The organism is Pseudomonas lini, from assembly GCF_964063345.1.
GTDB lineage: Bacteria > Pseudomonadota > Gammaproteobacteria > Pseudomonadales > Pseudomonadaceae > Aquipseudomonas > Aquipseudomonas lini_B.
The window spans coordinates 6,493,091-6,507,345 of sequence record NZ_OZ061318.1 but is presented as its reverse complement, the minus strand read 5'-3'; the positions used below and the strand labels follow the sequence as shown (position 1 = coordinate 6,507,345).

Annotated in this window: 11 protein-coding genes; 8 read left to right on the top strand and 3 right to left on the bottom strand. The window is 61.1% G+C overall.

Going from position 1 to position 14,255, the window contains the following annotated elements; genetic code table 11:
• Positions 1-202 precede the first annotated feature (202 nt).
• Both AB3226_RS29520 and AB3226_RS29515 read right to left on the bottom strand, forming a co-directional pair.
• A complete protein-coding gene (locus AB3226_RS29520) occupies positions 203-1,549 on the bottom strand; it encodes a cation:proton antiporter (protein WP_367375676.1) in 1,347 nt (448 codons plus the stop codon).
• Positions 1,550-1,604: 55 nt separating this feature from the next.
• The gene (locus AB3226_RS29515) at positions 1,605-2,216 is read right to left on the bottom strand and encodes a Yip1 family protein (RefSeq protein ID WP_367375675.1); all 612 of its coding nucleotides are present in this window, start codon (positions 2,214-2,216) and stop codon (positions 1,605-1,607) included.
• 291 nt (positions 2,217-2,507) lie between these two features.
• Here AB3226_RS29515 and trbK point away from each other — a divergent pair, with 291 nt between their 5' ends.
• A complete protein-coding gene (trbK, locus tag AB3226_RS29510) occupies positions 2,508-2,681 on the top strand; it encodes an entry exclusion lipoprotein TrbK (protein WP_123722917.1) in 174 nt (57 codons plus the stop codon).
• A 78-nt stretch (positions 2,682-2,759) separates the two neighbouring features.
• On the opposite strand, the gene AB3226_RS29505 is transcribed toward trbK, so the two are convergent.
• Positions 2,760-3,914 (bottom strand): MalY/PatB family protein, encoded by a 1,155-nt coding sequence (locus AB3226_RS29505; protein WP_367375674.1) that lies wholly within the window; start codon positions 3,912-3,914, stop codon positions 2,760-2,762.
• Here AB3226_RS29505 and AB3226_RS29500 point away from each other — a divergent pair.
• From AB3226_RS29500 to selB, 7 genes are all read left to right on the top strand, one after another.
• Positions 3,913-4,056, top strand: a complete 144-nt coding sequence (locus AB3226_RS29500; RefSeq protein WP_367375673.1) for a hypothetical protein — start codon at positions 3,913-3,915, stop codon at positions 4,054-4,056. The two genes, AB3226_RS29505 and AB3226_RS29500, sit on opposite strands and share 2 nt — an antisense overlap.
• 229 nt (positions 4,057-4,285) lie before the next feature.
• On the top strand, positions 4,286-7,351 hold the full coding sequence (gene fdnG / locus AB3226_RS29495) for a formate dehydrogenase-N subunit alpha (RefSeq protein ID WP_367375672.1): 3,066 nt from the start codon (positions 4,286-4,288) through the stop codon (positions 7,349-7,351).
• Positions 7,352-8,296 carry a formate dehydrogenase subunit beta gene (gene fdxH, locus AB3226_RS29490; protein WP_367375671.1) on the top strand — a complete coding sequence of 315 codons (945 nt, stop codon included), beginning with the start codon at positions 7,352-7,354 and terminating at the stop codon, positions 8,294-8,296.
• Entirely contained in the window at positions 8,293-8,946 is a 654-nt protein-coding gene (locus tag AB3226_RS29485; RefSeq protein WP_367375670.1) for a formate dehydrogenase subunit gamma, read from the top strand. The genes fdxH and AB3226_RS29485 overlap by 4 nt, the downstream gene beginning before the upstream one ends.
• A gap of 4 nt (positions 8,947-8,950) precedes the next feature.
• A complete protein-coding gene (fdhE, locus tag AB3226_RS29480) occupies positions 8,951-9,874 on the top strand; it encodes a formate dehydrogenase accessory protein FdhE (protein WP_367375669.1) in 924 nt (307 codons plus the stop codon).
• A 1,028-nt stretch (positions 9,875-10,902) separates the two neighbouring features.
• Positions 10,903-12,333 (top strand): L-seryl-tRNA(Sec) selenium transferase, encoded by a 1,431-nt coding sequence (gene selA / locus AB3226_RS29475; protein ID WP_367375668.1) that lies wholly within the window; start codon positions 10,903-10,905, stop codon positions 12,331-12,333.
• Positions 12,330-14,249 carry a selenocysteine-specific translation elongation factor gene (selB, locus tag AB3226_RS29470; RefSeq protein WP_367375881.1) on the top strand — a complete coding sequence of 640 codons (1,920 nt, stop codon included), beginning with the start codon at positions 12,330-12,332 and terminating at the stop codon, positions 14,247-14,249. Before selA ends, selB begins: the two co-directional genes overlap by 4 nt.
• Positions 14,250-14,255 lie beyond the last annotated feature (6 nt).

Here is a 14,255-nt window from a genome sequence, read left to right as displayed (position 1 = left end):
CTTGTTTAGTCACGGGGTCAGGCGCAAACGGTCTTCCTGCCGCTGTCGCTCACACTGCTGGAGCATTTCTCGTGCCTGTTTCAAGGTTTACCAAAAAGCCATAAAAAACAGTGGGATGTGATCGAATAGAAACGACGTTTGTCGTGCAACCTGCATGAATATTTGTTGCTGTTCAATGCAGGTTGACCGACGGAGGAAACCGTCAGACGTCCTGCTGATTGCGCCGCTCATACCGGGCCAGCATCGGTTGAGTACTGATGCCATGCGCCAGAATGCTCAGCGCCACCACCGACAACGTCAGGTCGGTGCACAGCGTGGCCGCCGCCGGACCGAGGTCATGGTTCAAGGCGTAGAACAGGTAATAAAAGCTCCCGATCCCGCGAATCCCGAACCAGCCGATCAACAGCCGCTGGCGGCTGTCCAGCAAACGCCCCCATGGCATGAGCCATACGCACAAGGGCCGAATGGCACAGAACAACACCAGTGCAACCACCAACGCTCGCCAATCCCAATGGCCCACCAGCACCACGCCCAGCAGGGTGACCAGAAACACTTCCATGGCGCGTTCCACCAAACTGCCGAATGCCAGCATGTCGCCCATCATGATGCCCGCCGCGACTTGGGTTTCCGGCAGATTCGCCACGTCGCCGTGGACGGCGGCCTCAGGTTCGACGTTCTGGTGACCGACCACCGGTTGCACCAAATGCTCGGCGGGTATCTGCGCGTCGCCTGTGGATTTGACTTCGGCCTGCCGCAACCCCAGGCCGGCGGCGAATACGGACAGAAAGCCATAGGCATGTATCTCCTCGGCCGCGACATAAGCGAGGGCGATCAGGGCCAGGGTCAGATAATCGTTGGGAGAAATAGTGCTGTCGGCATTGCGGATGCGCATCGACAAGGTCAAGCGACCGATGCCGTGGCCCATCCAGTAACCGGTGAACAATCCGGCAGGCACGGCCCACAGCACACTTTTCAGTGCCCACTCACCGAGCCAGGCCTCGCTATTGCCGCCCTGTTGCACGAACAGCAAGCCGAGGATTACGAAAGGGAAGGCGATGCCGTCGTTGAGGCCCGCCTCACCGGAGAGCCCGAAACGCACCGAATCGTAATCCCTGGCGTCGTTGACTTGCACCAGCGAGGCCAATACCGGATCGGTGGGGGCCAGAATCGCCCCGATCAGCAGTGACGGCCCCCAGGCCAGGGCAAATCCGTAATGCAGTAGCAGGCAGACGCCAATGATGGTCAGGATCATCACCGGTCCTGCCAGGCCGAACGCTATCCGCCATTGGCGATCCTTGAGTGGCAGGCGCAATTTGAGTCCGCAGACAAACAGCGAAAAGAGCACCGCGACTTCCGTCAGATGCTCCATCCAGAACGCCGCGTCCTTGATGTTCAGCTTCAGCAGGCCCAGCCCCGCCGGACCGATTGCCACACCCAGCGCCAGGCACACTGCTGAGGTGGTCACCGGCATCCAGCGCAGATAGGACGAGGTCAGTGCCAGGGTCAGCAGCACCGCCCCCAACACCGCCACCCATACAATGAAGCTCATGCCCGGTTCTCGGAGGTGTGCCGCAGACCGTCGAAGGATCGCTGACCCAGGACAGTCAAATGCCGGTCACGCGTAAGTACTCAGGTCGCAGATAGTTGGACCAGAGCAAAATCATTTCCACCAGGATAGTCACCAGCACCAACAGCCCGACACCCCATAGGCTCGCCGCATTCAGCAGGCCTTGCTCCCTGCGCTCGTGCATGAAAATCGGCAAGCCGACGAACAGCAGGAACGTCGAATAGATAGAGGCGGCCCCCAGCACCGTGATCGCCAGCCAGCGGCTGGGGTAGAGCCCGGCGATACCCGCGAGAAAAAACGGGGTCACGGTATAGGCGGCAAAACCGATGCACTGATTGACGTTGGGGCGTGAGTCGAATGTTCGTGACATCCAGCGGATGAACAGCCCCATCAGCACCACGCCGACAATGATGCTCAGGTACAGCAGCCCGCAGAGTTGCAGGGCGCTGGTGGTGGTGAGCCTGACCGTTTCTTTCTCGACCAGGCTCCAGCCGACGTAGGTGGTCCCGATGAACAGACATACGGCGGGAATCAAGGCGAGCAACAGCAAATGAGCGAGGTAATGGCGCGGATGCGCTTCCTCTTCCTTACGAATATCTGTCCAGACGAAATTGGGCTGAGTGAACAGCCTGACGAAAGGTGCGGACATGTCGACCTCCAGATAGCGAGCGGCCCTGCATAGGGGCCCCTAAAAGTATTGAGGTGCATCCATCGCCGGGGGTTCATTTTTTATCGGGTGACGCCAAGGGCGGTCTGCCGGAGGGAATGTTTACAAGCGTTGAAGGTTGTTCCACGCAAACAACTCAAACGCACAAGCACTCGTTGAGTTCGGTTGGACTTCCGACGGGTTTAACGCAAGAGGAGAGCTCACTGTTCCTGCATACACTCAACTCATGAGTTAGGCTCTATGCGATGCAAGAAACTCGATGAGGAGTTGCTCATGAACACCCAATCGCTCGTTGCACTGGCACTATCGTTGGCATGTCTTGCTGGCTGCGAAAACAAATACGAAGTGAATGAGAAAAATTGCGAGCCGAAAAACTTCATGAAGCTGCCGGACGATCAGAAGCGAGAAGCCTTCATCAAGGCTTGCATGGAGCGCATAACACCTTGAATTTGATTCGATACTGCGCCTATCGCCCATAAAAAACCCGATGCACAGGCATCGGGTTTTCGGTGTCAACCTGAGGTGTCAGGCCTGGCGGTTACGCAAACTACGCTCCATCCGCGCGATCCCTTCTTCCAGCAGCGCTCGCGGGCAACCGAAATTCAGTCGCACGAACTGCCCGGCGTTATCGCCGAAATCCAGCCCTGCGCTCAGCCCGACCTTGGCCTGTTCGAGGAAGAATTGCTGCGGGCTATCCAGCCCCAACGCCGTGCAGTCGAGCCACGCAAGGTAAGTCCCCTGAGGGATGTTCATGGTCACACCCGGCAACCGCGTACGAACCGCCTCCACCAGGTAATCCCGATTGCTTTGCAGATAGGCCATGAGCTCGGTCAGCCACGGGCTGCCTTCGCTGTAGGCGACGCGGGTGGCTTCCAGGCCCAGCGGGTTGACGCTGTCGACCATGCCACAACGAGCACTGTTGACCCGATGGCGCAGCGCCGCGTCCTGAATGATCATGAACGCCGTCTTCAAACCGGCGATGTTGTAGGCCTTGCTCGCCGACATCAGGGTGATGGTGCGCTTGGCGATTTCTGGGCTGAGCGAGGCAGTCGGAATGTGTACGCGCCCGTCGAAGCACAGCTCGGAATGGATCTCGTCGGAGATGATCCAGGCGTCCTGCTCCAGGCAAATGTCGGCGACCGCTTGCAGCTCTTCACGCGGGAAGACCTTGCCCAGCGGGTTATGCGGGTTGCTCAGCAGCAGGGCGCCGCCCCCTTGCAGGGCCTGGCGCAAGGTGTCGAGTGGCGTCGCATAAGTGCCATCGGCCAATGCGTCGAAATCCAGTTCGATCTTGTTCAACTGCCAGTGGCCCGGTGCGTGGCGCAGCGGTGGGTAGTTCGGAATCTGCACGACCACGTTCTGCTGTGGCTGAACCAGCGCATGCAGGGCCATGTTGAAACCCGACTCGATACCCGGCAGGAAGACCAGCTCCTGAGGTTGCACGCGCCAGGCGTACTTGCTCCACAGGTCGGCGACGATGGCGTCACGCAAGTCATCCTGGGCCACGCTGTAACCGAGCATCGGGTGTTCCAGGCGTTTTTGCAGCGCCTGAATGATCGCTGGCGGCGCGGCAAAGTCCATGTCGGCCACCCACATCGGCAACACGTCGGCCGGGTAGCGGCTCCATTTGGTACTGCCGGTGCCATGGCGGTCGAACACCTGATCAAAATCGAAAGTCATGCTCAGTCTCATAAAAGGCGGGGGGGTTAATCCGGCGGTCATGATAAGCGCCAACCTTGATCGCTGGCGAATTGCGCAACAGGGCATGACCGGCAAGCCGCCGACGGTCGGTTTTCAGACGGCGCACGGCAACATTGTCTAAAGTTCTAAGTGGCGGTAGATAGGTTACCGTCACTGTGATCGTCCAGAAAAACCCGGCCAATGCACAGTGCCAGTCAGTTAAGCGAAACCCTGTGGGAGCGGGCTTGCCCGCTAAGACGGCGGCACAGTCAATATTGATGTCGCCTGACACACCGCCTTCGCGGGCAAGCCCGCTCCCACAGGTTCTGATTGGCCAACGCACCGGGTTTCCACCTGATCAGGAGTGCACGATGGATCTCAACCGTCGTCAGTTCTTCAAGGTCGCTGGTCTCGGCCTTGCGGGCTCAAGCCTCGGCGCGCTGGGCATGGCCCCGACGCCCGCTTTCGCCGAACAAGTGCGTCATTTCAAGCTCGCCCATACCCATGAAACCCGCAACACCTGCCCGTACTGCTCGGTCGGGTGCGGCTTGATCATGTACAGCCAGGGCGACAACGCGAAGAATGTCGCCCAGAGCATCATCCACATCGAAGGCGATGCCGACCACCCCGTCAATCGCGGCACCCTCTGCCCCAAAGGCGCAGGCCTGCTCGATTTCATTCACAGCCCCAGCCGTCTCCAGTACCCGCAGGTGCGCAAGCCCGGCACCACGGAGTGGACGCGAATCTCCTGGGATGAAGCGCTGGATCGCATCGCCGACCTGATGAAGGCCGACCGCGACGCCCACTTCATCGAGAAGAACGCCCAGGGGCAAACGGTGAACCGCTGGCTGACCACCGGTTTCCTCGCAGCGTCCGCGTCGTCCAACGAAGCGGGGTACATCACCCACAAGGTGATTCGCAGTCTCGGCATGCTGGGGTTTGATAACCAGGCACGTGTCTGACATGGCCCGACGGTGGCAAGTCTTGCCCCGACGTATGGCCGTGGTGCCATGACCAACCACTGGACCGATATCGCCAACGCGAATCTGGTTCTGGTGATGGGTGGCAATGCCGCTGAAGCGCACCCTTGCGGTTTCAAATGGGTGACCGAAGCCAAAGCCCACAACAAGGCGCGGCTGATTGTGGTCGACCCGCGTTTCACCCGTACCGCCTCGGTGGCCGACTACTACGCGCCGATTCGCACCGGCACCGACATTGCCTTCATGGGCGGGCTGATCAACTACCTGCTGACCGAAGACAAGATCCAGCACGAATACGTGCGGGCCTATACGGACGTGTCGTTCATCGTCAAGGCCAACTACGGCTTCGAGGACGGGTTGTTCAGCGGTTACGACGCGAGCAAGCGCACCTACACCGACAAGTCCGGCTGGGGCTACGAAATCGGCGAGGACGGTTTCGCCAAAGTCGACCCGACTTTGCAAGACCCACGCTGCGTCTATCAATTAATGAAGCAGCATTACAGCCGCTACACCCTGGAGCTGGCCAGTCAGGTCTGCGGCATGCCCGTGGACGCGATGCAGAAAATCTGGGAAGAGATCGCCACCTGCTCGCAACCGGGCAAAACCATGACAATTCTCTACGCGCTAGGCTGGACCCAGCATTCGACCGGCTCGCAGATGATCCGCAGCGCGGCCATGGTGCAACTGCTGCTGGGCAACGTCGGCATGCCGGGCGGGGGCGTCAATGCCCTGCGCGGGCACTCCAACATCCAGGGCCTGACCGACCTGGGCTTGCTGTCCAACCTGCTGCCGGGTTACCTGACCCTGCCGGCCGAAGCCGAACAGGATTACAACGCCTACATCGCCAAACGTGCACTCAAGCCGCTGCGTCCCGGGCAGATGTCCTACTGGCAGAACTACGGCAAGTTTCACGTCAGCCTGATGAAAGCCTGGTACGGGGCCAATGCCACCGCAGAGAACAACTGGGGCTACGACTGGCTGCCCAAGCTGGACATTCCCGGCTACGACATCCTGAAAATGTTCGACATGATGGGCAAGGGCGAGGTCAATGGCTACATGTGCCAGGGCTTCAACCCGATCGCCGCCTTGCCGGACAAGAACCGGGTGATGAAGGCGCTGGCCAAACTCAAATGGCTGGTGGTGATGGACCCACTGGCTACCGAAACTTCGGAGTTCTGGCGCAACGCCGGGCCTTACAACGATGTGCAAACGGCCGAGATCCAGACCGAAGTCATCCGTCTGCCCACCACCTGTTTCGCCGAAGAAAACGGTTCGCTGGTCAACAGCGGTCGCTGGCTGCAATGGCACTGGAAGGGGGCCGATGGCCCGGGGCAGGCGCGCACGGACGTGAAAATCATGGCCGAGCTGTTCTTGCGCCTGCGCAAGCGTTACCAAGCCAACGGCGGTGCCTGGGCCGAGCCGATCCTCAAGCTCGACTGGCCCTACAAGATTCCCGATGACCCGACGCCGGAAGAGCTGGCCCGGGAATTCAACGGCTACGCCATCGCCGATGTCACCGACGCCTCGGGCGCGGTGGTCAAGGCCGGTCAGCAGCTGTCCGGTTTCGGCCAACTCAAGGACGATGGCAGCACGGCGTCCGGGTGCTGGATCTTCTGCGGCAGCTGGACCGAGCAGGGCAACAACATGGCCCGGCGCGACAACAGCGACCCTTTCGGCATGAAGCAGAACCTGGGTTGGGCCTGGGCCTGGCCGATGAACCGACGGATCCTCTACAACCGCGCCTCTTGCGACCCTCAAGGCAAACCGTGGGATGCGAACAAACGGCTGGTGTGGTGGAACGGCAAGGTCTGGACCGGCACCGACGTGCCTGACTACAAGGCCGATGTGCCGCCGGAAGCCGGGATGAACCCGTTCATCATGAACCCCGAAGGCGTGGCGCGTTTCTTCGCCCTCGACAAGATGAACGAAGGACCATTCCCGGAACACTATGAGCCGTTCGAGACGCCCATTGGCATCAACCCGATGCACCCCAACAACAAGCAGGCGACCAGCAACCCGGCCGGGCGGATCTTCGATTCAGTCTGGGAAACCCTGGGGCAGGCCAAGGACTTCCCTTATGCGGCGACCAGCTACCGGCTGACCGAACACTTCCACTTCTGGACCAAGCATTGCCCGATCAACGCCGTGACCCAGCCTGAGCAGTTTGTCGAAATCGGCGAGGTGCTGGCCAAGGAGAAAGGCATTGCTGCCGGTGACCGGGTACGGGTCAGTTCCAAGCGCGGGCATATCGAAGCGGTGGCGGTGGTGACCAAGCGGATTCGTCCGCTGCAGGTCAACAATCAGGTGGTGCATCAGATCGGTATCCCGTTGCACTGGGGTTTCACCGGCGCCACCCGTCACGGTTACCTGACCAACACCCTGGTGCCGTTCCTCGGCGATGGCAACACACAGACCCCGGAATCCAAGTCATTCCTGGTCAACGTGGAGAAAATCTAAATGGCCAGCCAAGACATCATCGCCCGCTCGGCCACCACCACCGTGCCGCCCTCGGTGCGCACGCAAGAGGAAGTGGCCAAGCTGATCGACACCACCAAGTGCATCGGCTGCAAGGCCTGCCAGGTCGCCTGCTCCGAATGGAACGAGTTGCGCGACGATGTCGGTCACAACCTCGGCACTTACGACAACCCTCAAGACCTCAGCGCAGACACCTGGACCTTGATGCGCTTCACCGAGCATGAAACCGACGCCGGCAACCTCGAATGGCTGATTCGCAAGGACGGCTGCATGCACTGCGCAGAACCCGGCTGCCTGGCGGCGTGCCCGAGCCCCGGCGCGATCATCAAGCACGCCAACGGCATCGTCGATTTCGATCAGGACCATTGCATCGGCTGCGGGTATTGCATCACCGGTTGCCCGTTCAACATTCCGCGCATCTCGCAAAAGGACCACAAAGCCTATAAATGCACACTGTGTTCGGACCGGGTGGCGGTGGGACTCGAGCCGGCCTGCGTGAAAACCTGCCCGACCGGCGCCATCGTTTTCGGCAGCAAGGAAGACATGAAAGAACACGCCGCCGAACGTATCGTCGACCTCAAGAGCCGCGGTTTCGAAAACGCCGGTTTGTATGACCCCGCAGGCGTTGGCGGCACTCACGTCATGTATGTGCTGCACCATGCCGACACGCCCAGGTTGTATGCCGGGTTGCCGGATCACCCGGCGATCAGTCCGCTGGTGGACCTGTGGAAAGGCCTGAGCAAACCCTTGGCGTTGCTGGCCATGGGCGCGGCGGTGCTGGCCGGGTTCTTCCATTACGTGCGCGTCGGGCCACAACTGGTCGAGGAGGACGAACACCCAGTCATCATCGACCCGGCGGTGCATGAATTCGATCCATCGGTGCACACCTTTGATCCGACGAAACCCGGCGGGGAGGACAGGCCATGAACGACAAACCGATCCTGCGCTACACCTCCAACCAGCGCACCAATCACTGGCTGGTGGCGATTGTGTTTCTCATGGCCGCGCTGTCGGGGCTGGCCTTGTTCCATCCGGGGTTGTTCTGGCTCAGCAACCTGTTTGGCGGCGGTTCGTGGACGCGCATCCTGCATCCGTACATGGGCGTGGCGATGTTTGTGCTGTTCCTCGGCCTGGTGTTCAGTTTCTGGCGGGCGAATTACTTCAGCGCCAACGACCGGTTGTGGCTCAGGCGCGTCGGGACTGTCATGCGTAACGAAGAGGAGGGCGTGCCACCGATCGGCAAATACAACCCGGCGCAGAAGCTGCTGTTCTGGGTGTTGCTGATCTGCATGCTGGTGCTGTTGTTCAGCGGGCTGGTGATCTGGCGCGCCTGGTTCAGCGCGTATTTCGGCATCACCGGCATTCGCTGGGCGATGCTGTTGCATGCGTTGGCGGGGTTCATTCTGGTGCTGAGCATCATCGTCCATGTCTATGCCGCGATCTGGATTCGCGGTTCGGTCCACGCCATGGTGCATGGTGGCGTCAGCCGTGCCTGGGCGAGAAAACACCATGAGCTCTGGTACCGGGAAGTGACCCAAGACGAGACGCCTGAGCGACCGATCACCAAAAAAGGATGACCCCTTGGCCACGATCCTCGAGCCTGGGCAAATAGAAGCGGCGGCGAGTTCACCGCCGTTTCTGTACCTGCCACCGAACAACCTGTTCACCTTGCGCGCGCTGCGCCTGGAACGCCTGGCCGATGGGCATCCCATGGCGGACTATCTGCGCTTGATCGCGGGGCTGTGCCACGTTCAGCAGGAATTGATGGACGATCCGCCCGTGGCCGCCATGCCCGATCCCGAACGTCTTCGGGTGTGCGTGGAACATGGCTTGCCACCGTTCGCCGCCGACAGCCTGGTGCGCGAAAATGTTTGGTTGCCGTATCTCGAAGCCTTGTTGCAACGCTATCAGCCACCGCCACAATCAGCGGTAGAAAACGCCGTGGCGACTTTGCGCAGTGCCAACCCGGGGCTGCTCAAAGCCTGGGCGATTGCCTTGGTCAGCGGCCAGTATTCAATGCTGCCGGCAGAGCTTGTGCCGTTTCTCGGTGCAGCGCTGCAAGCGGCCTGGAGCCATTGGCTACTGAGCTCACCCAATCTTGAACTCAAGCGCGGCGACAGCCTCAGCCAATGCCCGGCCTGCGGTTCGCCAGCGATGGCCGGGGTGATTCGTCATCGCGGCAAATACAACGGATTGCGTTATCTGGTGTGCTCATTGTGCGCCTGCGAATGGCATGCGGTGCGGGTCAAGTGCGTGTATTGCGAACAAGGCAAGGGGCTTCAATACATAAGCTTCGAGGATGACCGTCATGCTGCCAATCAGGCGCCGTTACGGGCGGAAGTCTGCCCCGGCTGCAATAGTTACCTGAAGCTGATCTACCTGGAAAACGATGCGGAAGCCGAAGCGCTCTCGGCGGACCTGTCCAGCCTGATGCTGGATATGCGTCTGGAGGAGGAGGGTTACCAGCGCCTATCGCCCAATTTGATGTTGGCACCTGGGGCATAGGTTTCTGCACGAGGCTTGGGGCTTGGTGTTGGGAGTACATATCCATTTCTGCGGTAACGGCCGCTTAGGGTTCCGCGCTGACGGCAGGTCCCACGCATTTCCCTGTAGGAGCTGTCGAGCGAAGCGAGGCTGCGATCTTTTGATGTTGCCGTTGCTGTCGGAGCTGGCTTGCCTGCGAAGGCGGCCTGATCGCTGACCTGTTTCTTATAGATGTACACCGATCAAATTGTGGGAGCTGGCTTGCCTGCGATGACGGCCTGATAGCCGACCGGGATTTTTGGTGTACATATCCGTTTCTGCGGTCACGGCTTCTATTGGTTTCGCTCTTACAGCGAGTCCCTTTTCCAAACGCCGAAAAGGAACCAAAAGGCTTTGCCCCTCCATTCGGTGCCTCGCCTAGGCTCGGCATGCCATAACGAAGGCATTGCTCCGGGGGCCCGCCGCCATCGGCCATCCATGGCCGGGGGCGGCTACCGCGGCATCCTTGCCGCGGTGCCCCCTGCGCAATACCTGCGTTCGGCCTCTGGGAAAGGGGCAACAGATCAACAGCAACAGCAACAGCAACAGCAACAGCAAGATCAACAGCTTCGCGAGCAGGCTCGCTCCCACAGGAGGAGCGGGTATATACAAAATCTGTGTACGACACAAATCCTGTGGGAGCGGGCTTGCCCGCGATAGCGGTGGGTCAGTCAATGTGATGTTGAATGTGCCGCCGCCATCGCAGGCAAGCCAGCTCCCACAAAAAATCAGAGCACATCCGCTCTGCCTTTCACCACTCAACAGGCCGAGCGTTAGCTCGCCTGCAGCTCTTGATCTTGAGGCACCGCCCCTGTCGTTACTTGGGGCTTTTCCAAGTGACTCGCTGTAAAAGCGAAACCGCCAGCGGCCGTTACCGCAGCAACGGATATGCACACCATCAAAATCGGAAAGATACCCACGCACCGGAGGCGACTGAGCCTGTCCCCTTTGAGCAGAGAGCCCAGCGACTACACTCAGACGCGACGGTCATTCGCTTCCGGGAGCCTCTGATGTCCGCACCCTCCGCCAGCCACGCCTTGCGGCTGCCCTCCATCGACAGCTTGCTGCGCCATCCAGCCTGCCAGGCGTTGGCCGAGCGTTATGGGCGTGACGCGCTGCTGGCCGGCCTGCGGCAACTGCTCGATGACTTGCGCGAACCGGTGCTCAAAGGTGAACTCGATGCCGTTGAAATCGCCCCCGACGTATTGGCGGGCAGGGCGGGTGAGCGTCTGGCGATCCAGCATCGCAGCCAGGTCCGTCGGGTATTCAACCTCACCGGCACGGTGCTGCACACCAACCTCGGGCGCGCGTTATTGCCAGAGGAAGCCATTGCCGCCGTGGAACTGGCCGCCCGCTATCCGCTCAATCTGGAATTCGACCTGCGCAGCGGCAAGCGCGGCGACCGCGATGATTTGATCGAAGGCCTGATCCGTGAACTGACCGGCGCCGAAGCGGTGACCGTGGTCAACAACAACGCCGCCGCTGTGTTGCTGACACTCAACAGTCTGGGCGCGCGCAAGGAAGGCATCATTTCCCGTGGTGAACTGATCGAAATCGGCGGTGCCTTTCGCATTCCCGACATCATGGCCCGCGCCGGGGTGCGGCTGCACGAAGTGGGCACCACCAACCGCACCCATGCCCGCGATTACGAGGCTGCGATTGGTCCGCGCAGTGGTCTGCTGATGCGCGTACACGCGAGCAATTATTCCATCGAAGGTTTCACCGCCCGGGTGCCGACGGCTGAGTTGGCGGAACTGGCTCACCGTCACGGGCTGCCACTGCTCGAAGACCTGGGCAGTGGCAGTCTGCTGGACCTGACTCGCTGGGGCCTGCCCGCCGAACCGACGGTGCGCCAGGCGCTGCTTGATGGCGCGGACATCGTTACTTTCAGTGGCGACAAACTGCTCGGCGGCCCCCAAGCCGGGCTGATAGTCGGCCGCAAAGACCTGATCGCGAAGATCAAGAAGAACCCGCTCAAGCGCGCGCTGCGGGTCGACAAACTGACCCTGGCCGCCCTCGAAGCCGTATTGGCGCTGTACCGCGATCCTGATCGACTGGCCGAACGTCTGCCGAGTCTGCGCCTGCTGACTCGACCCCAAACCGACATCTTCGCCCAGGCCGAACGCCTGCAACCGTCACTGGCGCAGGTGTTGGGTGACGGCTGGAGCGTCAGCGCGGTACCGGCGCTGGGCATGATCGGCAGCGGTAGCCAACCGGTGGCTCGTTTACCTGGCGCTGCGTTATGCCTGCGGCCCAACGTCTCCAAGCGTCTGCGCGGGCGGCGATTGCTGGGGCTGGAGGCCGCGTTCCGTCGGCTGCCGATTCCCGTGCTTGGGCGCATCGACGGTGATGCGCTTTGGCTGGACCTGCGCCAACTCGACGACGAAGCCGCATGGCTGGCGCAACTCGATCAACTGCAGGAGGAGGGCCGGGACGGGTGATTGTCGGCACGGCGGGGCACATCGATCACGGTAAAACCTCCTTGCTCCAGGCATTGACCGGCCAGGCCGGCGACCGTCGCCGGGAAGAACGCGAACGCGGCATGACCATTGACCTCGGCTACCTCTACGCGGCGCTGGAGCCGGGCGCCTCGCTGACCGGTTTTATCGACGTCCCCGGTCATGAGCGCTTCACCCACAACATGCTGGCCGGGGCTCAGGGCATTGATCTGGTGTTGTTGGTGGTGGCGGCCGATGACGGCGTCATGCCGCAGACCCGCGAACATTTGGCGATTGTCGAGTTGCTGGGCATCCCTCGGGCACTGATTGCAATCAGCAAATGCGACCGCGTCGACCCTGCTCGTGTGCAAGCCGTCCGGGAACAGATCGAAGCTTTGTTGGCACCCGGCCCTTATGCCGACGCGCCGCAAATCGCGCTGTCGAATGTGACCGGCGAAGGTGTCGAGACACTGCGTCGGGCCTTGCTGGATGCGCAACATGAAGTGCTTCAACGCAGCGCCAGCGGCGGTTTTCGTCTGGCGATTGATCGGGCTTTCAGCGTGGCCGGCGCCGGTATCGTGGTGACCGGCACCGCGTTGTCCGGCCAGGTGGCCGTGGGCGATACGCTGATGTTGAGTCCGCTGGGCAAACCGGTACGGGTGCGAGGCCTGCATGCGCAGAATCAGGCGGCTGACAGCGCAACGGCCGGGCAGCGAGTCGCGCTGAACCTGAGTGCCGACCGTTTGGCTCTGGAGCAGATTCACCGGGGCCACTGGCTGTTGGCCGAATGGCTGCATGCGCCGACCCAGCGTCTGGATATCGAGATGACCTTATTGGCCAGCGAGGCGCGAAGCTTCGAGCACTTTCAGCCAGTGCACGTGCATCTCGGCACTCAGGACGTGACCGGGCGAGTGGCGTTGCTGGAGGGCAGCAGCCTGGCACCGGGTGAGCAGATGTTCGCGCAACTGCTGGTGAATGCGCCGGTGCTGGCGGTGAAGGGCGACCGTTTGATCCTGCGCGATCAAAGCGCGCAACGGACCCTCGGCGGTGGCCGGGTGCTCGACCCGTTCGCTCCGGCCCGACACCGCCGCAGCCCCGAGCGGTTGGCACAGCTACAAACGCTGGCCACCACGAACAGCCTGGAAGAAGCATTGCCGGCGCTGCTGGCCAACAGCGACACCGGGCTCGATCCGCAACGTCTGGAGCGCCAGTTCAATCGTCCGCGCGATAGCTGGGAATTGTCCGATGATGTGCGTTTGATCGATACGCGGCAGGGGCCGTTGCTGTTCAGCGCGGTGCGCTGGGAAGCACTGAAAGCGCTGTTGGTGGAACACCTTGCACGCTTTCATCAACTCGAACCGGATCAAATGGGACCGGACAGGGATCGCCTGCGTCGCTTCGCTGGCACCGCGCTGGACCGGCCGACCTTTATCAGCCTGCTCGACGAATTACTGGCCAGCGGCGCGATCGTCGCCAGCGGTCCGTGGCTGCATTTGCCCGATCACCAAGTGCGGTTGAGCGACGACGACGAAACCCTGTGGCAGCAATTACAGCCGTTGTTCGAGCAGGCGGGCTTCGATCCGCCGTGGGTGCGTGATTTGGCTAAAGCGACGGGTCATGAAGAGGCCGTGGTGCGCCTGCTGCTGCGCAAGATGGCGCGGCTAGGGTTGGTGCATCAAGTGGTTCGTGACTTGTTTTACACCGAGATAGTGGTGCGCCGATTGGCGGCTATGCTGGTGCAACTGGCAAGCGACAACCCGGTGATTCAGGTCACCGCGTTTCGCGATGCCGTGGGCCTGGGGCGCAAGCGCAGCATTCAGATTCTGGAGTACTTCGACCGAATCGGCCTGACCCGACGCTTTGGCGACCGGCGCCACATCCGGCTCGACAATGCATTGGCCCAACAAACAGAAAACTGAGTTCAA

What these genes read in the sequence shown, in the direction of transcription:
- AB3226_RS29505 (WP_367375674.1), bottom strand. Translation starts at nt 3,914, where the DNA reads ATGACTTTCGATTTTGATCAGGTGTTCGACCGCCATGGCACCGGCAGT.
- AB3226_RS29500 (WP_367375673.1), top strand. Translation starts at nt 3,913, where the DNA reads ATGCTCAGTCTCATAAAAGGCGGGGGGGTTAATCCGGCGGTCATGATA.
- selA (WP_367375668.1), top strand. Translation starts at nt 10,903, where the DNA reads ATGTCCGCACCCTCCGCCAGCCACGCCTTGCGGCTGCCCTCCATCGAC.
- AB3226_RS29515 (WP_367375675.1), bottom strand. Translation starts at nt 2,216, where the DNA reads ATGTCCGCACCTTTCGTCAGGCTGTTCACTCAGCCCAATTTCGTCTGG.
- trbK (WP_123722917.1), top strand. Translation starts at nt 2,508, where the DNA reads ATGAACACCCAATCGCTCGTTGCACTGGCACTATCGTTGGCATGTCTT.
- fdxH (WP_367375671.1), top strand. Translation starts at nt 7,352, where the DNA reads ATGGCCAGCCAAGACATCATCGCCCGCTCGGCCACCACCACCGTGCCG.
- AB3226_RS29520 (WP_367375676.1), bottom strand. Translation starts at nt 1,549, where the DNA reads ATGAGCTTCATTGTATGGGTGGCGGTGTTGGGGGCGGTGCTGCTGACC.
- AB3226_RS29485 (WP_367375670.1), top strand. Translation starts at nt 8,293, where the DNA reads ATGAACGACAAACCGATCCTGCGCTACACCTCCAACCAGCGCACCAAT.